Source organism: Streptomyces sp. NPDC060035 (assembly GCF_042736635.1).
Classification (GTDB): Bacteria; Actinomycetota; Actinomycetes; order Streptomycetales; family Streptomycetaceae; genus Streptomyces.
The window spans coordinates 43,396-66,681 of the sequence record NZ_JBHWVO010000034.1; the positions used below are offsets into that span (position 1 = coordinate 43,396).

Below are 23,286 nucleotides of genomic sequence, written 5' to 3' on the forward strand. Positions count from 1 at the left end.
ATGGATGATCTCAACGCTCTGGCCGACGAGCACCTGACCGCAGCCCGCGCCAACGCGCACGGGCGCAGCGCGCACCTGCTGCTGCGGCAGGAACCGCTGCGGCAGACGGTGATCGCACTCACCTCGGGATCCGCCCTCGACGAGCACAACGCACCCCCCGCCGCATCGCTTCAGGTGCTGCGCGGCACGGTCCGGCTGACCGCTGCCTCCGGGGACGTGGAGCTGACGGCGGGCGGGCTGCACCCGATTCCCCAGGAGCGGCACGGGCTGCTGGCGCTGGAGGACGCCGTGGTCCTGCTGACAGCTGTCAACGACTGAGCCCCCCTGGAATACACCTGCGGGAACGAGGCATGAGAGAAAGGTGGCAGCCGGGCCGTCCTGTGCGGACGTCCGGCCCGCCGATCCTTCCTTCGTCCCCCGGAGTACCAGCGTGCCCAGCAGGACCGACGCCCCCGCCGCGGATCACACCGCGCCCCCGCCCGGGCGCACCGCACCGCCGAGCTGGCGCACCGCTCTGCGCCGTACTCCCGTCTCGGTCTGGAACGACGACCTCTCCGACTGGGCCGCGGCCCTCACGTACTACGCCATCCTCGCGCTGCTCCCCGCGCTCCTGGTCACCGTGTCCGTCATCGGCCTCGCGAATCCCGGCGCCACCAACGCCCTGATCGCCGACATCACGGCCTTCGCGCCCGCCGAGTCCGGGGCGGCGCTGCGCCAGCCCCTGGAGGCGGCCACCCACGAGCGCACTGCCGTCTGGCTGCTCGCGGCCACCGGGGGCGTGAGCGCCGTGTGGTCGGCCTCCAGCTACCTGGCGGTCTTCCGCAGAGCGCTGCACGCCATGCACAAGGTGAAGGACACCAGGCCCGCCCTGCGTCAGGCGCACATCATTGTGCTGTCCGCGATCGGACTGCTCGTCCTGCTGATGGCCAGTGCCTTCGCCCTCGTCCTCACCGGCCCCCTGGCGCGCTGGTTCGGGGACCGGACGGGCCTGACCCATGCCGGTCAGGCCCTCTGGGCCGGTCTCAAGTGGCCCGTACTGCTCTGCCTGGTGGCCTGTCTGATCCTGGTCCTCTTCAGTACCGGCCCGCGTACCGCCCGGGGCGTGCGGCGCGGGCTGCCGGGCGGAGTGCTCGCGGCGTTCCTGTGGCTGTTCGCCTCGGCCGCATTCGCGCTGTACGCCACCCACATCGGCAGCTACAGCCGGTTGTACGGTTCGCTGGCCGGTCTGGTCGTCTTCCTGATCTGGACCTGGTTCACCAACCTGGCGCTGCTGGCCGGCGCACAGTTCAACGTCGAACTGGCACGCGTGAAGGGTGGGGGGAGCTGAGGGGCCCGGCCCTTGTGGGAGCGCTCCCAGGTGGGCAGGATGGGGCAATGAACCAGGCAGCACACGTACGTCCCTACCGGCCCGGCGACCGCGAGGCCCTGGCGGAGATCTGCGTCCGCACGGCCGACAACGGCGGTGACTCCCGGCATCTGTACCCCGACCCGGAGCTGATGCCGGCCCTGTTCGCGGCGCCCTATGCGTACCTCGAGCCTGAGCTGACCTTCGTCCTGGACGACGGATCCGGGCAGGCGGTCGGCTACGTCCTGGGGACCGCGGACACGCGGCAGTTCGTCGACGCGTTCCGTAAGGTCTGGCTCCCGCAGGTGACGGAACGCTTCCCCGAGCCCGACGGGACGCCGGGCACCCTCGCCGAGGAAATGGCTGCTCTCCTCTACCGCCCCGAGCGAATGATCCTTCCCCAGCTGGACGGACACCCGGCGCACCTGCACATCGACCTGCTGCCGCCATGGCAGCGCAAGGGGTACGGAAGGGAGCTGATGGGCTTCTTCCTGGACGCGCTCCACGCCAAAGGCGTCCCGGCGGTCCACCTGTCCATGCTGACGTCGAACATCCCGGCCAGGGCTTTCTACGACCGGCTCGGATTCCACGAGATCGAGGTCCCGGATCCGGGGCCGCTCGCCTATCTGGGGCGTTCCACGGAGGGTAGGGGCGGCGACGGGCTGGGCAGGTAGTCAGGTGCGAGCCCTGGTGAGGGCCGGGGCAGTCGGTGCGGAGGAGTGAGACACGTGACGGAGCAGGGTGCGTGGAGGTTCGCGGACGACCGGGGGCAGCTGCTGGCGGCGGAGCTGCGCCCTTCGCGCGTGCTCGCCTACGTCCAGGCCGGGGCGACGCTGTGGGACCACGGCGTACGCCCGGAGGGGATCTTCGGCTCCGGCCATGACGGTGCGACGCCCGACCGGGCGAAGACCGGCTCCCTCCCGCTGGATGCCGTCGACTACCGGGGTGCGGGTGCCGGCCTGGATGTGGAGACCCTGTTACGCGGACGGCCGGACCTGGTCGTGGCCGTCAGCTACGGCCACGGCCAGGTCTACGGGCTGGACCCGGACACTGCCAAGCAGCTGGAGGAGCGGGTCCCGGTGGTCGTGATCGACGTGGGTCAAGCGCGCACACTGGACCGCATAGCCGAGCGGTTCGCCGAGCTGGCGCACTCGCTCGGCGCTGAACCGGCCCGGGGTGTCGCGCAGGACCTGGAGGCCGCCAGGGAACGGCTGCGCGCTGTGGCCGCAGCCGTTCCGGACGGCCCGCGGGTGGTGGCCCTGTCACCGGCCGGCCAGGAGCAGACGCACATCGCCCGCCCCCCGCTGTGGCCCGAACTGCGCGTCCTGGCCGAGCTCGGGGTCAACCTCGTGTCACCGGCCGCGGGCGGGGGAGTCAACTGGTCCACCACCGACTGGGCGGAGGCGGCGGCGCTGCGGCCGCACGTCGTCCTCGCGGACGTCCGGTCGAACGCGACCCCGCTCGGCGAGATCGGCGCACCGAAGTGGCGGGCGGCCACGGAGGAAGCGCGGATCGTCCCGTGGAACCCGGAGCCCCTGTGCAGTCCACAGGCCCACGCCCGCTTCCTCGCACTGGTGGCGGACGCCGTGGAGGGTGTACGGAACGGCTGAGCAGGTTCCCCCAGAATTCTGCAGAATCGACGGCAGTGTGTCCGGCAGCCACCGCGTGCCGGGGCACCTCCGTCGGCGCCACCCCCCCCAGGAGACCTTCCTCATGCTCGACAGACTCGCTCTGCTGGTCATCGGCGAATGCGTCGCCGACATCGTCCGGGCGCCGGGCGCGGCAGACCAAGTCCACGCGGGCGGCAGCCCGGCGAACGTCGCGTACGGTCTGGCCCGGCTGGGCCGGAGCACCACCTTCCTCACCCAGCTCGGCCAGGACGCGAACGGCCGGCTCATCGGGGACCATCTGGCCTCGGCAGGGGTCCGTGTGCGCACCGACAGGAGCAGCGCGCCCACGCCGTCCGCCGCCGTCACCCTGGACGACACGGGCCGGGCCACGTACACCTTCGAAATCACCTGGTCGCTGGCCCCGATGGCACCGGAGCGGCCGCCGCACCATGTGCACACCGGGTCGATCGCCGCCGTCATGGAGCCAGGGGCAGCAACTGTCCTTGCCGCCGTCGAATCACTCCGGGCAGCCGCGACCGTCAGCTACGACCCGAATGTGAGGCCGGAGCTGATGGGAGATCATGCCGAGGCCGTAGGGAAGGTCGAACGCTGTGTCGCGCTCAGCGATGTGGTCAAGGCGAGCGACGAGGACCTGGCGTGGCTGTACCCGGGTGAGACACCGGAGGAGGCAGCCGAGCGGTGGCTGCGCTCCGGCCCCGCGGTCGTCCTCGTCACTCGGGGAGCCGACGGGGCGCTGGCGGTCCTTCCCGGTGCGACGGTGAGCATCGACGCGGTGCCCGTCCGGGTCGTCGACACCGTGGGCGCGGGCGACGCGTTCATGTCCGGCACCCTGCACGCCCTGGCAGCGCAGGGATTGCTCGGGGAGGGCGGCCGTGCACGGCTGCGTTCACTCGACACGGAGACGCTGGGCGATGTGCTGCGCCACGCGGTGGCATCGGCCGCCGTGACCGTGGCACGGGCCGGCGCCCTTCCGCCCGACGAGGAGGAGCTTGCGGCCGGACTGACCGGGGCACCTGTCCCAAAGGCTTGAGGATGCCGTCGCCGGTGTCCTCCCGCCCGCCCCGGTCGTTTACTCCTTCATGACCGTGACCCTTACCGACACCGTCCACCCGTCCGCAGCCGATCTGCTGACCGGAGTCCTCCTCGGAGCGGACTTCCGCCGGGAGCACGGCTTCTGGCAGCGGCTGATCAGCACAGAACCGTTTCGCCGGCCCGGGGGCGGCACCCCCGACGAGCGCCTCCGTCTCGCCTACGACCGGTTGCGGATCCTGAACAGGTCCCTCGACAGCGGAGCCCGCCTCGCCGCCGACCCACGCGCGCTCGCCGCCCTGCACGAGTGGCTCGGCCCGGTGGACCCCGCGCTCACCACCGTGGCGGGCATCCACTACAGCCTCTTCCTCGGCAGCCTCCTCGACCACGACGCCGGCACGGACCGCGACCTGTCCGACTATCTGGGGATGCGACGCATCGGCACCTTTCTCTGTACGGAGGTGGTCCACGGCAACGACGCGGCGTCCCTGGAGACCACCGCGGCGTACGACCGTGAGCGCGACGGGTTCGTCCTGCACACCCCGCACGCGGGGGCACAGAAGTTCATGCCCAACACCAGCCCGGCGGGAGGACCGAAAACGGGGCTGGTCGCCGCACGTCTTCTCGTCGACGGTACGGAACACGGGGTACGCCTCTTCCTGGTGCCGCTCACCGACGACGCCCAGGCGCTTCCCGGCGTACGGATCCGGCGGTTGCCGGCCCGGATGGGCAGCCCCGTGGACCACTGTCTGACCTCGTTCGACCGGCTGTTCGTGGGGCGGGACGCCCTGCTGGGGGACCGCAGAGGTATCGGCGGGGACTGCGTGCTCAGCAGTACTCCCGCCGACCGGCGGCGCCGCTTCCTGACGTCCATCGGCCGTGTGACTCCCGGGAGGATCTCCATGAGCGCCAGCGCGGTGGGCTCCGCCCGCGCGACGCTTGCGGTCGCCGTCCGCTACGGCGGCCATCGCTTGATCTCCGGTGCCCGGGGCACCGGGCGGATTCCGGTGAGCGCCCACCGGACCCACCACGGGCCGCTCGCCTCGGCCATGGCCACGGTCTTCGCCATGAGCCTGCTGCACCGCAGGGCCCTCGACCGGTGGGAACGCTGCACCGATGAGGACAGGGCGGAGGCGGAGCGGCTGGTGGCGGTCGCCAAGGGATGGATCACCTGGAAGTCCCGCGCGGTGATCGTCGAGTGCCGTGAACGCTGCGGCGCCCAGGCGCTGTTGGAGAACAACGGCATGACGGAGCTGGTCACGGGAGTCGAAGGCGCCATCACGGCCGAGGGCGACAATCTCGCCGTCCACGCGAAGGCGGCGGCGGACATGCTCTTCGCCGCCGGACCGGCTCCGGGGGACACCTCGCCGGACCGGGCCGGAAACACCTCGGCGGACGGGGCCGGGAACACCCCGGTCGACCGCACCCCCGGTGAACTGGCCGACCCCCGGTTCCTCGGCAGGCTCCTCGCGGCGGTGGAGGAGATCTGGTTCACCCGTGCCAGGAAAGGTGCGCTCCGGGCACCGCACGGTGACGCGCTCGCGCGGTGGAACGCGGCCTCCGGGGCCGCGCTGCGCGGCGTCGAGGCCCACGCGTACCGGCAGGCGGCCGAAGGCTATGCCGAGGCGCTGGCCACGCTGCCCGAAGGCGCCGCCCGGGAGCGGCTGGCCGAGCTGGAGCGGCTGTTCGCCCTCGAGTGGGTGGCACGCAACAGCGGGGATCTGCTGGTGGCCGGTCTCCTGACCGCCGAGCAGGTCGACGAGCTGCCCGAGGCCACCGAGGAACTGATCGCTGCCGTCGCCGCACACGCACCCGAACTGGTCGAGTCCTTCGCGCTGCCGGGAGAGCTGCTTGCCGACTGGCCGATCGCAGGACCGGACTACGCCGACGCGTACGACGACCCGGAGGGCCCCTGGCGCAAAGGCCCGGCCGAGCCGTCGATGCCGGCCGCACTGTGAGCGACCGACGAGCCGGCCGCACTGTGAGCGCCCGACGAGCCATCCGTACGCCACCCGGTGGTGCGGCCGGGGCCCGGCGTGTGCGCGAGGCCGTCGAGATCCTCGGCCTGCGGGCCGTGCTGCTCGCGTACTGGGGCACGACATCCGTGCTCGCCCGCCGGCGCAGACACCGCAGGTGAGAGCCGGAGAATCGGTTCGCCGCAGGTCCTGACCCAGCAAGGGGCCGGTGCGGGGGGACGCCCCACCCGTCGTACCGGCCACGGCCCCAGGTCTCCGTGCCGCTGCGTGATAGCTTGCAGAAGCCAGTCACACTCCAAGTGGAGTCAGGGAATCCGGTGCGAAACCGGAGCTGACGCGCAGCGGTGAGGGGGACGGGCGGGGCCACGGCCACTGGACACCCTCGGGGTCCGGGAAGGCGTCCCGTCCGGATGAACCCGAGTCCGAAAACCTGCTGGCACCCGCTCCCGTACGGGGAGCGGTGCTCGGTACCGGGCTCCGCGCATGAGCCCCAGGACGCAGAGGGACCCATTGCCACCGATAGCCAGCACCGTACGCCGAACCGCCCTGCTCACGGCGGGACTTGTCCTGCTGTCCGGGTGCGGCGACGGCGAATCCGCCGCACCGGCGCAGGACAGCAGCGCCGGGTACCCCGTGACGCTGAAGAACTGCGGACGCACCGTCACCGTCCCGGCGGCCCCGCACCACGCGGTCTCCCTGGACCAGGGGTCGACGGAGATCCTGCTCTCGCTCGGCCTCGCCGACCGGCTGGCGGGCACCTCCACCTGGACCGACCCGGTGATGAAGGGCCTGGAGAAGGCCAACGCGAACGTCCCCCGTATCGCCGATAACCGGCCCTCCTCGGAGAAGGTTCTCGACAAGGAACCCGACTTCATCAGCGCCTCGTTCGAATCGACCCTCGCCAAGGGCGGCGTCGCGCCCCGCGAACGGTTCGAGGACCTCGGGGTCCCCACCTATGTCTCGCCGGCCGACTGCACGGCCAAGGACAACAGCGGCAGCGGCGACGGATCCCGTACGAAACCGCTGACCATGGAGAGCGTCTACACCGAAGTACACGATCTGGCCGAGGTGTTCGGAGTCAAGGAACGCGGTGACGAGCTCGTCGACCGACTCCGGGCTCGTATCGGCAAGGCGACCGCCGGCATCGAGTCGTCGGACGCCACCCTGCTCTACTGGTTCGCCAACGCCGAGGCGCCCTACCTCGCGGGCTGCTGCGGAGCGCCCGGCATCATCACCGAGGAGCTCGGCGCGAGGAACGTCTTCGACGACACCCACGAGGAGTGGCCCCGGATCAACTGGGAGACCGTCGCGGACCGCAACCCCGACGTCCTGGTCATCGGTGACCTGACCCGCAAGTCGCAGACCGCCGAGAGTGCCGAGAAGAAGATCCAGTTCCTGGAGTCCAATCCCGCCACGAAGAACATGGACGCGGTCCGGCACAAGCGCTACGTCCTCCTCAGCGGCCAGGCCCTGAACCCCTCCATCCGTACCGTCGAGGGCGTGGAGCTCGTGGCCGCAGGGCTGCGCACCTTCGGGCTCGCGGGGTGACCGACACCCAGCAGGCCGCAGGCGTACGTGCACAGAAGGCACCGGTACCCCGAGCGTCCGGCGTCCGTGTCCTGCGCGACGGCCTCCTGTGGAGCTGCGGGACGGCTCTGCTGCTCCTGTCCGTCGCGGTCGCCGTCACCATCGGGCCCGCCCGGATCTCGGTCCCGGACGTGTGGTCCGCGGTGGCGGCCCATCTCGGTCTCGGGGACTCGCAGCTCACCCCGATCCGGGACGGCATCATCTGGAACCTGCGCATGCCCCGCACCCTGCTCGCCGCGGTGTGCGGGGCCGGACTCGCGGTATGCGGCACGGTGATGCAGTCCTTGCTGCGTAACCCGCTCGCCGACCCGTTCGTGCTCGGTGTCTCCTCCGGGGCGTCCACCGGAGCGGTCGTGGTCGTCATCCTCGGGGCAGGTGGGGGAGCGGTCTCGGTCTCGGCCGGTGCCTTCATCGGGGCCCTCTGCTCGTTCGCCCTCGTTCTGCTGCTCAGCCACACGCTCGGCGGGACGACCGACCGGGTCGTCCTCTCCGGTGTGGCGGCCATGCAGCTCTTCTCCGCGCTCACCTCCTTCGTCGTGATGACCGCTGCCGACGCCGAGCAGACCCGCGGCGTGCTGTTCTGGCTGCTCGGCTCCCTGAGCGGGGTCGGCTGGACCGATGTGTGGATGTGCGCCGCGGTGCTCGCCGTGACGCTGCTGATCTGCCTCGGACACGCCCGTACGCTCGATGCCTTCGCATTCGGCCAGGACGCGGCGGCCGCCCTCGGCGTCCATGTCGCCCGCACCCGGATCGTGCTGCTCTGCACGACGGCGCTGCTGACTGCGGCGCTCGTGAGCTCGGCGGGCGCCATCGGCTTCGTCGGCCTCGTCCTGCCGCACGCGGCCCGCGCGCTGACCGGTTCGGGCCACCGGCGCCTGCTGCCGGTCACCGCGCTCGCGGGGGCGGTGTTCCTGGTCTGGGTCGACACGCTGGCGCGCACCGTCCTCGACCCGCAGGAGGTGCCGGTCGGAGTGGTCACCGCCCTCATCGGGGTGCCCGCCTTCGTGCTGGTCCTGTACCGGACCCGGAGGACCTCATGACCGCCGCCACGGCCGAGGGACTGCGGGCCGAGCGCGTGACGCGGGAAGCGGGCGGGCGGATCGTCCTCGACGGCGTGGACATCGCGCCTCCGCCCGGCGCCACCGTCGGACTCCTCGGACCGAACGGATCCGGCAAGTCCACACTGCTCCGCATCCTGGCCGGCGTCCTCGGGCCGGGCGCGGGAGTGGTCACCCTCGACGGCCGCAGCCTCGCGGAGACCGGCCGTCGCACGGTCGCCCGACGCGTCGCCGTGGTCGACCAGCACGCAGTCACCCAGGTCGAGTTGAGTGTCCTGGACGTCGTACGCCTCGGCCGCATTCCGCACCGCCGTGCCTGGTCGGCGCCCGGCCGCGAGGACGAGGACGCCGTGCGCGAGGCACTGGAACGCACCGGTCTCGCCGATCGCGCCGAGCAGTCCTGGCACACCCTGTCCGGCGGTGAGCGCCAGCGCGTCCAGATAGCCCGTGCACTCGCGCAGCAGCCGCGCGAACTCCTCCTGGACGAGCCGACCAACCATCTGGACATCCAGCACCAACTGGAGCTGCTGTCCCTGATCTCCGCCCTGCCCGTCACCGCTGTGACGGCGCTGCACGACCTCAACCTGGCCGCGATGTTCTGCGACCGGATCACCGTGATGAAAGAAGGACGGGTGGTCGCCTGCGGAACGCCCGCGGAGGTGATCACCGGGGAACTCATCGCCGACGTCTACCGGGTACGGGCGGTGGTGACGCCGGACGGGCCGGACGGCAGGCCTTCGGTGCGCTTCCTGCCGGGGCCGCTGCGGGCGTCCCGGCCTTCGGATGACTGATGGCGAAGGGGCGGGCCCACAGTCGTCCGGGGCCGCCCCTCGCTGCTGTCGCGCGGCCTGTCGCCGCTGAGTGAGGGGGTCAGCGGCGGCGTCCCTGGCCGAACTCGCCGCCCGTGTCCTTGCCGCTGCCCATGTCCTTGCCGTCCGCGTAGTCGATCTTCTCCTTGCGGAGCTCGGCGGAGACTTCCTTCTGTTCGGTGACCTTGTTGGTTTCGAGACGGACCCGCTCCACCGGGACGGCCTCCTTACGGACGGTGGCGCGCTCTGCGTGCAGGGTGACTTCGACGTCCTCTTCGCCGATGCCCGTCGTACCGGTCGACTTCTCGCCCGGCCGCATGGGTTCACGCACCACGCGTACTTCCTCGTGGGACACCGGCACCGTCCGGGTGACGTTCTCGGTCACGACGTACTTGTGCAGGTGTGCCTTTCCGCTCTCGTACTCCTCCGTACCGACGAGGAGCTGTTCCTCGGAACGGACCATCTCCTCCCGGCCTCCGGCGCCTGCGGCGGACCGTTCGGCTCCGGCTCCGGCGAGCGGGCGCGACGTGGAGGACGTCTCCGTGTCGCGGTGCCTGCCCATGCCGGCGCCCGTGGTGGCCGCTGTGCCCGTGGCACCGGCCGTTGTCGCCTTGCCCGTTGGCTTGGTGCGGGCCGCCGCTCCGGCCGCTCCCGCCGCTCCGGCGGCACCCATGGCTGCCGTTCCGGTGCCGGACGTGGTGCGCGCGTCGCCGCCCATGCCCGCGTTGGCTTTCCTGGTCAGGCCGTAGTGCCGATAGAGCTCCTCCTCCTCGGCCACGGAGAGATGCGCGTCGGCGTCCACCCTGGGGGCACCCTTGACGCGGTCCTTCGCGTGCGAGACATGCAGGTCGGAGCCCACGCGGCGGGCTCCGGCCAGTGGTACGAAGCTCTCCTTCATGCCGAACATGCCGGTCTTGACCGTGATCCAGTCGGGCTTGCCGGTGTCGTCGTCGACGTACACCCGCCCTACACTGCCGACCTTCTCGCCGTCACTGTCGTAGACGGTCAGACCGTCGAGTTCTCCGGAATCCGTGAAACCGTCAGCGGCTCCCATGGCCGATTCCTCCTCGCCCGGGCGCGTCCTGTGGGTGGGTCCAGCAGGGGAGGCGCGTCCGGTTTCCATCGCGCCTCACCCGGTTGGACGCTGCAACTTCCCGGCTCGGGCAGGGGGCGGCCCAAAGGACCCGGGGTCGGCGGTGGCCCCGCGCAGCGGCTGTGTCGGCCCCTGCGAAGCATTACGCCATTCGGGTGAGCACCCTCCTGGGTGCACCGGAGATGCGGCCCCTCCCCACACGTATGATCGACGCGCCGTTGCCGACCGTCGGGCGGCCTGTCCTCGGGGGTGCTGCGCCATCGGTTCCGTACGTATCCGCCTCCCCGGACAGCGCGGGGAACTGCTGGCCAGGCAGGAGGACGGCCTCCGTCTTCACCACCTGGTCTGGCGGCTGGGACCCGGCTGGCGGGTGTGCAGCAGCGCCGTCCTGGGCGGCGGTATCGGACCGCGGGCATGGATTCTCAATGCGCAGGTACCGGGCGGATACCCAAGGCCGGACCCTGACCGGCACCTCGCCGAGATCGCCGCGGCCGAGGACCTCGGCGGCCCTGGGGCCGGTCTGATGACGGCCGCGGACGTCACCGCCTGCACCGTCGCGGCCGACGGGGGCGTCACGGCCACCGTCACCAGCGGCCTCGGGGTACGGGGATGGGCCGCGGCCCCGGCCGCAGGCACAGACGGCCCACTGCCGCCCGGCACGGTCAACATCGTCGTCACCGTCCCGGTGGCCCTCTCCGACGCCGCCCTGGTCAACGCCGTGGCAACGGCCACCGAGGCCAAGGTCCAAGCGCTCGTGGACGCCGGACTCGACTGCTCGGGCACCCCCACGGACGCCGTGTGCATCGCCGCGCCCGACCCCGGGGCGCAGGCCGGGGAACCCTTCGGCGGCCCGCGCTCGCGCTGGGGATCACGACTCGCCCGGGCAGTACACCGCGCCGTTCTCGAAGGGGCACTGCGGCAGGCTTGAGTCCCGTCGCCCGGGCGATCGGTTCACCCGTGCGGAGGCGGCCGGACACGGCTGCCCAGGACATGATCGCCATGGACTATGCGGACGCGGCTGCCCAGGACGTGATCGCCCCGTACTGTCCGGGCCGCGCCGAACCGCGAAGGGCAGCGTCATGCGACCGTCACCGGGTGCCGCACCACCGCGTCGAAGAGGTAGCCCTGCGTGTTGTGGGCCGTCGTCGCCGGCTGGGTGCGGCCCGACCGGTCCGTCGCCCGTGCGAGCAGTACGGCGGGCCCGGGCTCCTTGGGGACCCAGTCGGCCGACCAGCGGACCCAGCTGCCGCTCCTGGGCTCGTCGCGCAGCCGTGCGGGCCGCCACCGGGTGCCGCCGTCGGTGCTGACCTCGACCGAACGCACCGGTGCGCCGCCCGACCAGGACCGGCCGGTGAGCAGGTGCCTGCGGTGGGCGGCGAACGTGGCACCCGGCGCCAGCTCGAAGGCGCTCTTGAGTGTCTGCCGGGTCAGCGGATCGCTGCCCTCGGACGGATAGCCGGGGCCGAACAGCCGGTACAGGCCCGTGTTCCACGGCGTCAGCAGCGGCTCCGTGGACACCTCGATGTCGCCGACCCACTTGATGTTCGCGATGCCGACCCAGGACGGGACGATCAGCCGGACCGGATGGCCGTGGTCGGGCGGCAGCGGCTCGCCGTTCATCTCGTAGGCGAGGAGGACGTCGTCCAGTGCCTTCGACACCGGCAGCGGTCTGCGCACCCGCCCCAGATTCGTCCCGTCGCTGATGACCTCCGCGTCCAGGCCACGCGGCAGCACGTCGACCGCGTCCCTCCCGATCCCCGCCAGCCGCAGCACATCGGCGAGCCGCACCCCGCGCCAGCGCGCCGTACCGATCGCGCCGAGGGTCCAGGCGGTGCCGCTGACCTGCTGGTTCTGCTGCGAGGCAAAGTAGCTGCGGCCGTTGCCCGCGCACTCGACGAACGCGGTACGGGTGACGGACGGCAGGGCGCGCAAGGCATCGTAGGAGAAGTCCACCGGCCCGCCCGTCAGCCCGCTGCCCCAGACCGTCAGCTTCCAGTCCGCCGCCTCGATACGGGGCGTCGCGGTGTGGTTGCGGACGAAGAATCGGTCGGCGGGAGTGAGCAGCCCGGTGTCGCGCAGCGCGGCGAAATTCGATTCGGCGTTGGTGCCGCGCACCGTGAACAGCTCCGGCGGCAGTGGCTTCACCACCCCCGCCAGGGTCCCCGCCGCGTGGGCGGGCGAGGCCGCGGCCGGAATCAGCGGGGCAGCAACCGACGCCGCCACGACCAGCTTCAGGAGATCGCGGCGGTCGATCCCGGCCGATCTGGCATCACCGCTGGACCACTGACGCAGTCTCAGCCGGTCGTACGCGGCTTCGGACGGCTGTACGGAACTCATGAGCGCTCCAGGGAGGGAGGGGATGGGCAGGAAGTGGTCACGATGCGGGCAGCAACTCCCTTACCAGGTCGCCCACATGGCCGGTCTCGATGAGGAAACCGTCGTGCCCGTAAGGTGATTCGATGACCCGGAGGCGGTCCGCGCAGGGCAGCAGCGCCGCCAGTTCCGCCTGCTGCGACGGCGGATAGAGCCGGTCCGAGTCGATTCCCGCGACCAGTGCGGGCATGCCCGCCCGGCGCAGCGCCCGCGCGACACCGCCGCGGCCCCGGCCCACATCGTGTCCGTTCATCGCCTCGGTGAGTGTCACATAGCTGCCGGCGTCGAAGCGGCGCACCAGCTTGGCGGCATGGTGGTCGAGGTACGACTCCACCTGATAGCGCCCGCCCTGCGACGGAAGCTCACCGGGCTGAGCCTCCCGGCCGAACCGCGCCCCGAGCTCCGCCTCGCTGCGATAGGTGACCTGGGCGATCCGCCGCGCCTGGCCGAGACCCCGGTGCGGACCCGAACCGGGCTGGGCGTCGTGGTACCGGCCGCCCCGCCAGCCCGGGTCGGTGCGGATCGCGGAGATCTGCACGCTGCCCCAGGCGATCTGTTCCGCCGACGCCGCGGCCGGGGTGGCGAGCAGCAGCAGCGATCCCGTACGCTCCGGCCGGCTCACCGCCCATTCGAGGGCACGCATGCCGCCCATCGAACCGCCGACGACCGCAGCCCAGCGCCCGATGCCGAGGGCGTCCGCGAGCGCGGCCTCGGCCGCCACCTGGTCACGGACCGTCAGATACGGGAAGTCGGACCCCCAGTGGGCGCCGTCGGGCCGCAGGGAGGACGGACCGGTGCTGCCCTGGCAGCCGCCCAGCACGTTCGGGGCGACGACGAACCAGTGGTCGGTGTCGAGCGCCCTGCCCGGCCCGATCAGGGCGTCCCACCAGCCCGCGCTCGGATGCCCGGGCCCCGGGGGGCCTGCCGCGTGACTGTCACCGGTCAGCGCGTGCAGGACCAGCACCGCGTTGGTGCCGCCCGGGGCCGGCCGGCCCCAGGTCTCGTACGCGAGCCGTACGCCCGGCAGTGCGGACCCGGACTCGAGCCGGAGCGGGCCGCCCAGCGCAACCCAGGACCGGCGGCCGGGTGGATCCCCCTCCCGCCAGCCTCCGGCGGCAGGCGGGAGAGGGAGTGCGGGGGACGTGGCGACCCGGTTCAGGACGCCGCCTTCGCGGCGCGGAATCCAGCCTCGAGATCGGCCTTGAGGTCGTCCACGTTCTCCAGGCCCACCGAGAGCCGCACCAGCCCCGCGGTGGCGCCCGTGGCGGCGAGCTGCTCCTCGGTCAGCTGGCTGTGCGTCGTGGAAGCCGGGTGGATGATCAGGCTCCGTACGTCGCCGATGTTGGCGAGGTGGCTGAACAGCTCGACCGCGTCCACGAACCGCTTGCCCGCCTCCACCCCGTCCCGCAACTCGAAGGCGAGCACGGCTCCGGCGCCGCGCGGCAGGTAGCGCTGCCCGGCCTCGTGCCAGGGACTCGACTCCAGCCCCGCGTAGTGCACGGCCGACACCTCGTCGCGGCCCTCCAGCCACCGGGCGAGCGCGAGTGCGTTGGAGGTGTGCCGCTCGAGACGGAGACTCAGCGTCTCCACACCCTGGAGCAACAGGAAGGCCGAGTGCGGAGAGAGCGCGGGCCCGAGGTCGCGCAGCAGCTGGACCCGCAGCTTCACGGCGAAGGCGCTGTGTCCCAGGTCCGGCCAGTACCGCAGGCCGTGGTAGCTCGGGTCGGGGGTGTGGAAGTCCGGGAAGCGCTCGGCGTGCGCACCGAAGTCGAACGTGCCGCCGTCCACGACGACACCGCCGATGGTGGTGCCGTGTCCACCGAGGAACTTCGTCGCGGAGTGGATGACGACGTCAGCGCCGTGCTCGAGGGGCCGCAGGAGATACGGAGTGGGCACGGTGTTGTCGACGATCAGCGGAATCCCCGCCCCGTGCGCCGCGTCGGCCACGCCCCGGATGTCCAGGACGTCGCCGCGCGGATTGCCGAGCGTCTCCGCGAACAGTGCCTTGGTGTTGGGCCGGATCGCCGACCGCCACGCCTCGATGTCGTCGGGGTCCTCGACGAACGACACCTCGATGCCGAACCGGGGAAGCGTGTGCCGGAACAGGTTGTAGGTACCGCCGTAGAGCGAGGCGGAGGAGACGATGTGGTCCCCGGCGCCGGCCAGCGTCAGGAGCGCGAGCGTCTCGGCGGCCTGCCCGGAGGCGAGTGCCACGGCGGCGACCCCGCCCTCCAGCGCGGCGATCCGCTGTTCCAGGACGTCCTGCGTCGGGTTGTGGATCCGGGTGTAGATGTTGCCGGGTTCGGCCAGCGAGAAGAGGTCGGCCGCGTGCTGCGTGTCACGGAAGACGAACGACGTCGACTGGTAGATCGGAACCGCACGGGCACCGGTCGTGGGGTCCGGGACGGCACCGGAGTGGATCTGCTTGGTCTCGAAGGACCATGCGGCCCCGGCATCCTGCCGGTCGTGGTCCTCGGGAGTGTGTCCTGCGGTGACGGAATCGACCGGCTGGCTCATGTCATTCCTCGCACGGTGGTTCAGTGGCGGATGCGCGCGAGCACGGATGGCGACGCGGCGGCGACGGGCTGATTACGGACCGTAGAGGGCCGCGCCGCGGGTGCGGAAGCGTGCCGCAGGGATGGCCATGAACCTGCAATGCCGCAGCAACAGACGGCAGTTGTGTTGCAGCAACCGGTCCGCCGCACTCTGAGCACGGTGCGGCGGACCGGTGCATGGGAGAGGCGGCCGGGCGGGAGGGCGCCCGGCGGGATGCCGTCGGGCCGGGGCCGGGGCCGAAGCCGGGTTCCGCCGGCGCTGGGAACGCTTCGGGCGAGCCGTCAGTCCTGCGTGAACATACCGGTGCGGAGCTTGTCCAGAATGCGGCTGAGCAGCCGGGAGACATGCATCTGGGAGATACCCAGCCGGTCACCGATCTGAGCCTGCGTCATCTCCTGGCCGAACCGCATGTCGATGATGCGGCGCTCGCGTGCGTCGAGTTCACCCAGCAGGGGCGCGAGGGCATGAAGATTCTCCACCGCCTCCATGGCGGGGTCGGTGCGGCCCAGTACGTCCGCGAAGGTGCGGCCGCTCGTCGTATGTCCCGCGGAGTCCGCCGTGTCGGTCGGCATGTCGAGTGATCCCGCCGTGTAGCCGTTGGCGGCGACGATGCCCTCGATGATCTCCGCCTCGTCGAGACCGAGATACTCGGCGAGTTCGTGGACGGTGGGGTCTCTGTCCAGGCCGGCCGACAGGGCCTCCTTCGCCTTGGCGATGTCGACCCGCAGTTCCTGCAGTCGCCGGGGCACATGCACGGACCAGCTGGTGTCGCGGAAGAACCGCTTGATCTCACCGACGATGTACGGCACGGCGAACGAGGTGAACTCCACCTCGCGGGAAAGGTCGAAACGGTCGATGGCCTTGATCAGGCCCACGGTGCCGACCTGAACGATGTCCTCCATGTCGCCGCTGCCCCGGTTGCGGAAGCGGCCCGCCGCGAAACGGACGAGCGACAGGTTCATCTCGATGAGGGTGTTCCGGGCGTACTGGTACTCCGCAGTGCCCTCCTCGAGCACCTGCAGCCGATCGAAGAAGAGCCTCGACAGGGTGCGCGCGTCCTTGGGCGCGATCTTTCCGGCGTCCTCGATCCACGGCAGATCGTCCGACACCCCTGCTCGCGTCACGTCTGCGGTCTGCGCGGTGTGCGCCGTCATGTCGTCACACTCCTCAGGTCGTAGGCCATGAGGTCTGGGCGCCTGCCCGTAGGTTCGGCCCGCATGCGCAGAGGGCGGATTTGAGCCGCGCACGCCGCCGGAATTGGCCGGAAATCGCCTCCATCGCCCCCCGGGGGCCGTCTACCCGAAGCCCGCGGGGCGCGAGAAAACACAGAACCGCCCCACCGGTACGGGGGAGCCCGGTGGGGCGGCCGTCTCCAGAGTGCCACAGGCAGGGGTGCGTTGGGGGCACGATCCCGTTAGCGGTGCACGATCCGGCGGACCGTCTTTTCACCGGCCGTCGGGGCCCGCGGCCCGATGCCTTGATTGCACGCTCATGAACAGTCGGGCGACCCGGGAATAGGTGCATGACGAATGGGCCTTTTGATGCTGTCGTCAGCTGCTGAGATCAACCGGAGCGAGGGAGCTCATGCCCAAGGCCTATGTACGCGATCGCCATGACGGACCCGGAACAAGAAGCCCCGCGGAGTCTCCGATACCCGCCCCCGGTGCCGCCGGACGGACCCGGGCAGCGGCACCCGACGGGACCGGCGCGATCGCAAACGGGGTGGCGGCATGAGCCACCCCGGCCGCCCGGCGCCCGCGGACACGGCGCACCCGCTGGACAACCCGGCCCGCGCCTCGCTGACCGGGCCCCATGCCCACTTCGCGGAGCACCGGGGCCGCATCCTGCGCTACCCGCCCGACGTGACACCGTGGCTCGCCCTGCCGGACAGGCCCGAGGCCAGGGACTGGGCCGATGTCGCGGCGCTCGCCGGGCCGGGTGCGTCCGTCACCCTCACCGCCTTCCGCGAGCCGCCACCGGACGACTGGGAGATCGTCTTCCAGGCCGAGGGTGTGCAGCTGGTGGACGACGGCGTGGACACCGCACCCGACCCGGAGGCGCTGCGCCTCGGCCCCGCCGATGTGCCGGAGATGCTGGAACTCGTCGCGCGCACCCGGCCCGGCCCCTTCCTCCCGCGCACGGTCGAGCTCGGCACCTATCTGGGCATCCGGCGTTCCGGGGTGCTGGTCGCGATGGCGGGCGAGCGGCTTCACCCTCCCGGCTGGACCGAGATCAGCGGCGTGTGCACCGACGAATCCGTACGGGGACAGGGGCTCGCGACGCGGCTCGTCAAGGCCGTCGCCCACGGCATCGAGGAGCGCGGCGAGACGCCCTTCCTGCACGCCGCCGGGTCGAACGTCAACGCCATCCGGCTCTATGAATCCCTCGGCTTCCGGCTGCGCCGCCGGACCTCGTTCCTCTCGGCGCTGGTCCCGACGGATCCGGAGCCGCGGAACGACGTCAGGACCCCGGCCCAGGGGAAAGGTAGCTTGGAACAAGTGGGGTGACAGCGACGAATCGGCAGGAGGCCTTTCATGGTCATGGGGCTCCGGCTGCCGGCAGCGGCGCGCCGGACGCCGCTGCCCGGGACGGATCCGGGTGAAGCGGCGGCCGGTGCTTCCCGCATCAGGAACTGGGTGCTCGCCGTCGGGCTGGTGCTGCTGACGTCGCTGATCGTCGTCCTCGACGCCTTCACCGGCGAGGACCTGCCCCTCATTCCGCTCCTGGTGGTCCTGCCCGCACTGGCGTCGGTCTTCTGTACGGTCCGCCAGACCGTCTGTGTGGCGATCTGGGTCATGGTGGTGGTGGTCGGCTCCCGTATCGCGTCCGCCGGGGCGTTCTGGGACGTCGCTTTCGTCATCGGCTTCACCGCTCTGGCCAGCGCCCTGGGAGTCGTTGCCTGCTCCGCCCGTATCCGGCATGCCACCGAGATCGCCCGGCTGCGTTCGGCGGCCGTCGCACTCCAGAGACAGATTCTCCGGCCGCTGCCCATCGTCACCGAGCAGGTCCGGGTACACGGGATCTACGAGCCGATCGAGGAGGACCGCTTCGTCGGCGGCGACATCTACGAGGTGGTGCAGTCGTCCTACGGGACCCGCGTCATCATCGGTGACGTCCAGGGCAAGGGACTGCCCGCGATCGGTGCGGGCTTCGCCGCACTCGGTGCTTTCCGCGAAGCGGCCATCCGGGAGGCCGAGCTCACCGCGGTGGCCGACGCTCTGGAGGCTGCGGTGTCCCGGCACAACCAGTTCTCCGCCGAGACCGGAGAGACCGAGCGCTTCGTCACCGCTCTGGTGCTCGGATTCGACGGGGGCGACCGGGTGCAGGCCGTGAACTGCGGGCACCTGTCGCCGCGGTTGCTGCACGCCGGATCGGCGTCGAAGGTCGCCCTGCACCGGACGTCCGTACCCCTCGGGCTGGCGGACCTCAGCAGGGAGGCACGCGCCGCGGAATGGTTCGGATTCCCGCATGGCGCCGCGCTCTTGGTGTTCACGGACGGCGTGACCGAGGCCCGCGACCCCGCGGGGTCCTTCTACCCGTTGGACGACCGTCTCGCCCGGTGGGCGGGGCGTGATCCGCGGCAGGTGCTGGATGCCCTCCAGGCCGACCTGGAGGAGTTCTCCGGAGGAGTGCGACGTGACGACGTGGCGGCGCTCGTCCTGACCGGGCCGCCGAACGGGGGCAGGCAGCTGCCGGACAGTGATGCCGTACGGCGCGCCGCGGGAGCGTTGAGCGACCACTGACCCTGCACAGGCGTCCCGGGAGAGCGGTCCCACGAAGCAGCAGCCGCAACAGTTTTGACGCATACATGACCCTCGGTAACGCTCATGGGGGCGCTCCCGCCCGTTCGTAGCGACCGAGGATGGACACCATGCGCACCCCCGCAACCCTTGTCACAGCCCTGCCGCTCGCCCTGGCGGCGGCTCTGCTGCTCACCGTGTGATCACAGCCCAGGCACCGGAACCGGAACGGGCAGGCGTGACCGCCGGCCTTGACGTTGCTGGGCTCGACGCAGATCCCGAACGGTACGGCGACCTGTCCGATCCGCATCCGGGCGTGCTCGTGGTCCAGAAGGGCTTTGGCCTCGTCCCACAGCCGGTCGCCGTGCCGGTCGAACTGGAGGGTGACCAGCCGGTCGACGGCCTGACGTGTGCGCTTCTCGGAGACCCGTAGTGGTGGGCTCGGGTATGGGAACCCCCCGAATGCCTGCCTGCGGGCAGTCGCCCTTTGCACCGTTTAATTTGATCTGCCCCGTCCTTCGTAGGACAGCCTCAGCAGGTCTTGCCGCCGCTGGCCGAGGTACCAACTGCCGCACTGGTCGAGATCGATGGTGGTTCTGATGACGGCGGTGTCGCCGGAGGTCACCTCGGCCAGGACCTCTCCTCGCGGCGAGATGATCATGCTGGGGCAGTGCTGGTGAGGGTCCGCGACATTCGCCGCAAGGACGAACCTCTGGTTCTCCGCTGCGCGGCTGATGAGGTGGCTTCTCCAAACCCCAGCTGGCTCGGCTGTGTTTGCGGCGTGGGTGAGATAGATGAACGCCTGTGCTCCGCTGCTGGCAAGGTGCTGCCATTGATCGGGGAAGCGGATCTCGCGGCAGATCTGGACACCGAGGCTGACTTGCCCGCCGGCCATCGGGATGGAAAGGGTGGAGAGGTCGGTCCCCGCTTCCAGTCGGCCGCGTTCGTTCATCGCCAGGTTAATCTTCCGATAGATCCACCTCGCGCCGTTGGGCGAAAAATAGACGGCGGCGTTGCTCCAGACTCCCTGGTCGAAGAGCAACGTGCCGCAGAACAGATGGACCGCTTTCCGCTGCGCCAGGTCGGCGACACGGTCTGTGGCGTTCGCCAGGGCCAGAGTGTCGAGGTCGCCCAGGACGGAGAGGTCAGGCCCGTAGCCTGACAGTGCACCCTCGGGCAGGACGACGATGTCGTCGGGCCGGGCTTCGGCCAAGACCTCGGAGATCAACTCCACATTCCGCTCAACGTCCCAGGTGATAGGGAACTGTGCGACCGTTAGCGATACCCTCATGCATCCTTCTTCCGGCGGCTGATCTCGGCTGCGTATACCGCCCAGTCTCCGGCGGCGGCTCGCTGCCATTTGACGGCGACGGTGATGCCGAGGGTGCGGGCGAGGACCGCGGCGGGCAGTTCGGTGGCGAGCTGGAACAGCGCGGTCGAGCGGGCCTGGGCGAGGCGGATGCCGAGTTTGCGGAGTCGTTCGCCCATGGCCCAGGCGCTGATCGGGCGGCTGGGCTGACCTCCGGGGAAGAGCCAGAGCGAGTCTGTCCGGCCGAGGACGGCATGGCTGCGGCGAACCGCGACTTGTTGGAGGGCCAGTTCAGCGACCGGTGTGGGAAGCTCGACCGGGACGGCGCCGAGGTGGATGCGGACGGTTCCGTTCGTCTCCTCGATGTGGTCGACGTTGAGCGGGAGATCGCCGCGGGCCACTGGGCGTAGAGGAGCAACAGCAGGCCGGCGAGGCGGTCTTCGGGCTTGAGGGTGTCGTCGTGCAGGAGGCGTCGGGCGGTGTCCCAGCGGGCTTCGTCGTCCATCGGCTGGGAGGGGCCGTTCCATCGCTCGGCCGGGAAGCTGAGATCGCGGGCGATCTTCTGGGAGAGGGCCCAGCGCACGAAGTGGCCTGCCTCCTGGCGAAGACGGGCGTCCTCGCTGGTCATCCAACGTTCAAGATCGGCCTGTCGGCAGGTGGCAAGGGTCAAGTTCTAGCCTTCGAGCCAGTTCAGGAGACAGACGCCTGCCCGCAGGTGTTGCCGGGCGCCCTGGAGCTGGTAGTACGTGGTCTCCTTGCCGCGACTGCGACGGCGAAGCCGTCGTAGGAGCCGCCGGAGCCTGACAGGAGGGATCCGGCGATGGCCGCCAAGCTCGACTACCACTGGCACCTGCGCAAAGTCATGGCCGACCGCGGGATGTTCTCTACCACCGGCCTCATCCCTCCGCTCGCTGAACGCGGCATCAACCTGTCGTCGAGCCAGGTCTACCGGCTCGTCGTGGAGACCTGAGCGACTGAGCCTGAAGATCCTCATGGCCCTGCTCGACATCCTGGACTGCACCATGGACGACCTCCACACCGATGCGCAGGAGTGGTGCAACCCGCCGGACCGCGGCCTGGGCGCACGGCCCACCATCCGCACAGGTTCCCCGCTCCACGACGCCACGCTGTGGATCAAGATCCCGGGGGAGTTGGACGGCCTCTGCCTGCGTGGCACAAACGGTCCCGAGGACCCGGAGCGTGGCACCGTCGCCCCGGCCGCAGGGGCCTGGTTCCCGCAACAGCCCCTGGAACTGGTCAGGTTCGCGCAGCCGCCGCTCTTCTGACAGCTCAGCCGGCGACGGGCGGAGCCGGGGCATGCGTGTGCAGCCCGGCTCCGCCCCTGAGGCGTGTCCCACATCCCGTCAGTTTGTTCGGATCATGAACTCCTGCGCCTCTACGCTCGACTCGACCCGCCGCCCACACGCAGGAGTTCTCCATGGGACAGCAGCCCGTCGTGATCGACCCCGCAGGCCGCGACATCCACGGTGAGGCGGACCGGCTCCGCCCCTGCGGTTCCGCCGCCAGGGTGGAGCTTCCCGGCGGCATCGTCGCCTGGGCACCCACCGGCCACGACGTCCTGAAGCAACTCCTCGCCGACGACCGCGTGTCCAAGGACCCGAACCGGCACTGGCCCGACTGGATCGACGGCCGGTTCCGGGAGACATGGATCAACTCCTGGGTGGGCGTGACCAATATGTTCACCGCCTACGGCGCCAACCACCGACGGCTGCGCACACTCGTCTCTCCCGCGTTCACCAAGCGACGCACCGACGCCCTCGGGCCCCGTATCGAGGAGATATCCGCGCGGCTCCTGGACCGGATGGCCGCCGTCGGCGACAGGCCCGTGGACCTGCGCGCCTCCTACGCGCACCCCTTGCCGATGGAGGTCATCTGCGAACTCTTCGGCCTCCCCGAGAGCCACCGGGCGGACACTGCGAGGCTCGTCAGCGAGATCGTGAACACCACCGCAACGCCCGAACAGGCCCTCGCCACCTGGCAGGAGGTCCACCGCCTCCTGACGGGGCTGGTCACGGCCAAACGGGAGCAGCCCGGCGACGACCTGACGAGCGTGCTGATCGCCGCCCGTGACGAGGAGGGCTCGGGCCTCACCGAGAACGAGCTCATCGACACGCTGCTCCTGGTCATCGGGGCAGGCCACGAGACCACGGTCAACCTCATCGGCAATGCCGTCCACGCACTGCTCGCCCACCCGGATCAGCTCGCACGCGTACTCGGCGGGGAGGTCACCTGGAGCGACGTCGTCGAGGAGACACTGCGCTGGGCCCCGCCGATCGCAAACCTGCCGCTGCGTTATGCAGTCGAGGACATCGAGCTCCACGACGGGATCACCATCGCCCGCGGCGACGCGATCCTCGCGACGTATGCCGCCGCAGGGCGTGACCCGGACCGTCACGGCGCGGACGCGGACCGCTTCGACCCTGCCGGGACCGCCAAGGAGCACCTCTCCTTCGGTCACGGCGTGCACTACTGCATCGGCGCCCCGCTGGCCCGGCTCGAGGCGACGATCGCGGTGCCCGCGCTCTTCGCGCGCTTCCCGGGCCTGCGCCTGGCCGACCCATCGGCCCCGGCAGGACAGGTCGAGTCGTTCATCGCCTACGGATTCGGCGCACTTCCGGTACGCCTGGGCTGACACCGGCACGTCCCTTCGACGCCGACAGCCGACGGCGGCACGTCCCTTCGACGCCGACAGCCGACGGCGGCACGTCCTTCGACGCCGACAGTCGACGGCGGCCGTCCGGAGCGCACAGCTCCGGACC

23 protein-coding genes, 1 pseudogene and 1 riboswitch are annotated in these 23,286 nt (G+C 71.0%); of the genes and pseudogenes, 16 read left to right on the top strand and 8 right to left on the bottom strand.

The annotated features are described in order from the left end of the window. The 10 genes from ACFWBQ_RS34105 (at nucleotide 1) to ACFWBQ_RS34150 (ending at nucleotide 9,417) form a co-directional block, all read left to right on the top strand. The gene (locus ACFWBQ_RS34105) at nucleotides 1–318 is read left to right on the top strand and encodes a cupin (RefSeq protein ID WP_385506287.1); all 318 of its coding nucleotides are present in this window, start codon (nucleotides 1–3) and stop codon (nucleotides 316–318) included. 112 nt (nucleotides 319–430) lie between these two features. Next, nucleotides 431–1,327 (top strand): YihY/virulence factor BrkB family protein, encoded by an 897-nt coding sequence (locus ACFWBQ_RS34110; RefSeq protein ID WP_385506291.1) that lies wholly within the window; start codon nucleotides 431–433, stop codon nucleotides 1,325–1,327. A 47-nt stretch (nucleotides 1,328–1,374) separates the two neighbouring features. Further along, on the top strand, nucleotides 1,375–2,019 hold the full coding sequence (locus ACFWBQ_RS34115; protein ID WP_385506294.1) for a GNAT family N-acetyltransferase: 645 nt from the start codon (nucleotides 1,375–1,377) through the stop codon (nucleotides 2,017–2,019). 54 nt (nucleotides 2,020–2,073) lie between these two features. After that, entirely contained in the window at nucleotides 2,074–2,955 is an 882-nt protein-coding gene (locus tag ACFWBQ_RS34120) for an ABC transporter substrate-binding protein (RefSeq protein WP_385506297.1), read from the top strand. A gap of 103 nt (nucleotides 2,956–3,058) precedes the next feature. Then, complete coding sequence (locus ACFWBQ_RS34125; RefSeq protein WP_385506300.1) at nucleotides 3,059–4,006, top strand: carbohydrate kinase; 948 nt, start codon at nucleotides 3,059–3,061, stop codon at nucleotides 4,004–4,006. 49 nt (nucleotides 4,007–4,055) lie between these two features. Then, nucleotides 4,056–5,963, top strand: coding sequence for an acyl-CoA dehydrogenase (locus ACFWBQ_RS34130; RefSeq protein ID WP_385506303.1), 1,908 nt, complete (start codon nucleotides 4,056–4,058; stop codon nucleotides 5,961–5,963). A gap of 23 nt (nucleotides 5,964–5,986) precedes the next feature. Then, nucleotides 5,987–6,142, top strand: coding sequence for a hypothetical protein (locus ACFWBQ_RS34135; RefSeq protein ID WP_385506306.1), 156 nt, complete (start codon nucleotides 5,987–5,989; stop codon nucleotides 6,140–6,142). A gap of 107 nt (nucleotides 6,143–6,249) precedes the next feature. After that, nucleotides 6,250–6,434: riboswitch (cobalamin riboswitch) on the top strand. Between the two features lie 30 nt (nucleotides 6,435–6,464). Beyond that, nucleotides 6,465–7,529, top strand: a complete 1,065-nt coding sequence (locus ACFWBQ_RS34140) for an ABC transporter substrate-binding protein (RefSeq protein ID WP_385506309.1) — start codon at nucleotides 6,465–6,467, stop codon at nucleotides 7,527–7,529. Then, nucleotides 7,526–8,608: a FecCD family ABC transporter permease gene (locus ACFWBQ_RS34145; RefSeq protein WP_385506312.1), complete on the top strand. Its 1,083-nt coding sequence runs from the start codon at nucleotides 7,526–7,528 to the stop codon at nucleotides 8,606–8,608. Before ACFWBQ_RS34140 ends, ACFWBQ_RS34145 begins: the two co-directional genes overlap by 4 nt. Beyond that, nucleotides 8,605–9,417 (top strand): ABC transporter ATP-binding protein, encoded by an 813-nt coding sequence (locus ACFWBQ_RS34150; RefSeq protein WP_385506313.1) that lies wholly within the window; start codon nucleotides 8,605–8,607, stop codon nucleotides 9,415–9,417. The genes ACFWBQ_RS34145 and ACFWBQ_RS34150 overlap by 4 nt, the downstream gene beginning before the upstream one ends. 79 nt (nucleotides 9,418–9,496) lie before the next feature. Here the strand turns inward: ACFWBQ_RS34150 and ACFWBQ_RS34155 are convergent, their stop codons facing one another. Continuing rightward, nucleotides 9,497–10,489 (bottom strand): PRC and DUF2382 domain-containing protein, encoded by a 993-nt coding sequence (locus tag ACFWBQ_RS34155; RefSeq protein ID WP_385506315.1) that lies wholly within the window; start codon nucleotides 10,487–10,489, stop codon nucleotides 9,497–9,499. 242 nt (nucleotides 10,490–10,731) lie between these two features. Here ACFWBQ_RS34155 and ACFWBQ_RS34160 point away from each other — a divergent pair. Then, nucleotides 10,732–11,456 (top strand): annotated as a pseudogene (locus ACFWBQ_RS34160) (adenosylcobinamide amidohydrolase). Between the two features lie 149 nt (nucleotides 11,457–11,605). Here ACFWBQ_RS34160 and ACFWBQ_RS34165 read toward each other — a convergent pair. From ACFWBQ_RS34165 to ACFWBQ_RS34180, 4 genes are all read right to left on the bottom strand, one after another. Next, nucleotides 11,606–12,865 (bottom strand): sulfite oxidase, encoded by a 1,260-nt coding sequence (locus ACFWBQ_RS34165; RefSeq protein WP_385506318.1) that lies wholly within the window; start codon nucleotides 12,863–12,865, stop codon nucleotides 11,606–11,608. Nucleotides 12,866–12,902: 37 nt separating this feature from the next. Continuing rightward, complete coding sequence (locus tag ACFWBQ_RS34170) at nucleotides 12,903–14,060, bottom strand: homoserine O-acetyltransferase (RefSeq protein WP_385506344.1); 1,158 nt, start codon at nucleotides 14,058–14,060, stop codon at nucleotides 12,903–12,905. Then, entirely contained in the window at nucleotides 14,057–15,418 is a 1,362-nt protein-coding gene (locus tag ACFWBQ_RS34175) for a bifunctional o-acetylhomoserine/o-acetylserine sulfhydrylase (protein ID WP_385506320.1), read from the bottom strand. Before ACFWBQ_RS34175 ends, ACFWBQ_RS34170 begins: the two co-directional genes overlap by 4 nt. Nucleotides 15,419–15,738: 320 nt before the next feature. After that, nucleotides 15,739–16,611 carry an RNA polymerase sigma factor SigF gene (locus ACFWBQ_RS34180; RefSeq protein ID WP_385506323.1) on the bottom strand — a complete coding sequence of 291 codons (873 nt, stop codon included), beginning with the start codon at nucleotides 16,609–16,611 and terminating at the stop codon, nucleotides 15,739–15,741. Between the two features lie 576 nt (nucleotides 16,612–17,187). Here ACFWBQ_RS34180 and ACFWBQ_RS34185 point away from each other — a divergent pair. After that, nucleotides 17,188–17,964, top strand: coding sequence for a GNAT family N-acetyltransferase (locus ACFWBQ_RS34185; protein ID WP_385506324.1), 777 nt, complete (start codon nucleotides 17,188–17,190; stop codon nucleotides 17,962–17,964). 27 nt (nucleotides 17,965–17,991) lie between these two features. After that, a complete protein-coding gene (locus ACFWBQ_RS34190) occupies nucleotides 17,992–19,200 on the top strand; it encodes a PP2C family protein-serine/threonine phosphatase (protein WP_385506327.1) in 1,209 nt (402 codons plus the stop codon). Between the two features lie 82 nt (nucleotides 19,201–19,282). On the opposite strand, the gene ACFWBQ_RS34195 is transcribed toward ACFWBQ_RS34190, so the two are convergent. From ACFWBQ_RS34195 to ACFWBQ_RS34205, 3 genes are read right to left on the bottom strand one after another with little or no spacing between them, the layout of a single operon-like run. Then, nucleotides 19,283–19,690: a hypothetical protein gene (locus ACFWBQ_RS34195; protein WP_385506329.1), complete on the bottom strand. Its 408-nt coding sequence runs from the start codon at nucleotides 19,688–19,690 to the stop codon at nucleotides 19,283–19,285. 3 nt (nucleotides 19,691–19,693) lie between these two features. Then, nucleotides 19,694–20,557: a carbon-nitrogen hydrolase family protein gene (locus tag ACFWBQ_RS34200; protein WP_385506332.1), complete on the bottom strand. Its 864-nt coding sequence runs from the start codon at nucleotides 20,555–20,557 to the stop codon at nucleotides 19,694–19,696. Continuing rightward, on the bottom strand, nucleotides 20,485–20,907 hold the full coding sequence (locus ACFWBQ_RS34205; protein ID WP_385506334.1) for a hypothetical protein: 423 nt from the start codon (nucleotides 20,905–20,907) through the stop codon (nucleotides 20,485–20,487). Before ACFWBQ_RS34205 ends, ACFWBQ_RS34200 begins: the two co-directional genes overlap by 73 nt. A 419-nt stretch (nucleotides 20,908–21,326) precedes the next feature. Between ACFWBQ_RS34205 and ACFWBQ_RS34210 the strand changes: the two genes are divergently transcribed. The 3 genes from ACFWBQ_RS34210 to ACFWBQ_RS34220 all read left to right on the top strand — a co-directional run bounded on the left by ACFWBQ_RS34210 (nucleotide 21,327) and on the right by ACFWBQ_RS34220 (nucleotide 23,159). After that, nucleotides 21,327–21,476 (top strand): hypothetical protein, encoded by a 150-nt coding sequence (locus ACFWBQ_RS34210; protein WP_385506335.1) that lies wholly within the window; start codon nucleotides 21,327–21,329, stop codon nucleotides 21,474–21,476. Nucleotides 21,477–21,498: 22 nt separating this feature from the next. After that, entirely contained in the window at nucleotides 21,499–21,792 is a 294-nt protein-coding gene (locus ACFWBQ_RS34215) for a glycoside hydrolase family 6 protein (RefSeq protein WP_385506338.1), read from the top strand. A 152-nt stretch (nucleotides 21,793–21,944) separates the two neighbouring features. Next, a complete protein-coding gene (locus ACFWBQ_RS34220) occupies nucleotides 21,945–23,159 on the top strand; it encodes a cytochrome P450 (protein ID WP_385506341.1) in 1,215 nt (404 codons plus the stop codon). Nucleotides 23,160–23,286: the final 127 nt, after the last annotated feature.